Source organism: Actinoplanes sp. NPDC051633 (assembly GCF_040681735.1).
Classification (GTDB): Bacteria; Actinomycetota; Actinomycetes; order Mycobacteriales; family Micromonosporaceae; genus Actinoplanes.
The window spans coordinates 1-1,147 of record NZ_JBFAZH010001758.1 but is presented as its reverse complement, the minus strand read 5'-3'; the positions used below and the strand labels follow the sequence as shown (position 1 = coordinate 1,147).

Genomic DNA, 1,147 nt, shown 5'->3' with positions numbered 1-1,147 from the left:
CCGGGCCGACCGCCTCGGCCAGTTGGTCGGTGAGGTCGAAGGCGTTCGTGGTGACCGCGCCCGCCGCGTCCTTGCGGACGGTGCGGCCCAGCTCGTCCCGCTCGAAGGCGATGGTCTCGCCGAGCGCGTTGGTGCGGGCGGTGAGGCGGCTGGCGGGGTCGTAGGCGTACCTGAGGGTGCGGTCGTCGAAGTCCGTCTCCGCCGCGAGACGTCCCGCCGGGTCGTACGTGTAACGCCACGTCAGGCCCTGCGGGTTGGTGACCTCCGTCAGCCTCAGCTCGGTGTCGTACGTGAAGGCGTGCCGCACGCCGTCCGGGCCGGTGCGGGCCGTCAGCAGGTCGAAGTGGGTGTACTCGAAGCGGGACACCGCGCCGAGGGCGTCGGTGTGGCTGGTGCGGTTGCCCTCGCCGTCGTACGTCCACGACTCGGTCGTGCCGTCCGGCGCCGTGCGGCGGGACAGGTGGCCCTCCACCGTCCACTCCAGGCGGGTCACCGCACCCGTCGGGTCGGTGATCGCGACCGGGCGGCCGAAGGCGTCGCGCTCGTAGGAGGTGGTCGCGCCCAGCGGGTCGGTGACGCGCAGCGGGAGGCCGGCGCGGTCGGTGGCGATGGTGGTGGCGTGCCCGAGCGGGTCGGCGACGGAGATCAGGTGGCCGGCGCCGTCGTACGCGAGGTGCGTGGTCCGGCCCGCCGCGTCGGTGATCGAGGTGAGGTTGCCGCGGTCGTCGTAGGTCTGGCGGACGGTCGTGCCGTCGGGGCGGGTCACCTTCACCGGGAGGCCGAGCGCGTCGTACTCGGCGCGGGCTTCGCGGCCGTCGGGGCGGATCACCTTGACCGGGTTGCCGTCGGCCTCGCAGTGGAACTCCGTGGTGTGGCCGAGGGGGTCGGTCACCGACAGGAGGCGGTTGCGGCGGTCGCGCTGGTAGCGGGTGGTGGCGCCGAGCGGGTCGGTCTCGGCGACGACCTGGCAGTGGCGGTTGACGCGGTAGTGGCTGGTGTGACCGAGGGAGTCGGTGATGGCGGTGACGGAGTCGCCGGTGGCCGGGTCCGGTTCGCCGTAGGCGAAGGTCGAGCGCAGGTGGCCCTCGGCCCCGGACTGGTGGACGCAGCGGTCCTGGTCGTCGTATCCGTAGGTGAAGTGGCTGTC

At 73.3% G+C, this 1,147-nt stretch carries 1 pseudogene; it reads right to left on the bottom strand.

Features of this window, described 5'->3' with window-relative positions:
* Positions 1-1,147: pseudogene (locus AB0M20_RS44950) on the bottom strand (hypothetical protein); the annotation flags it as partial.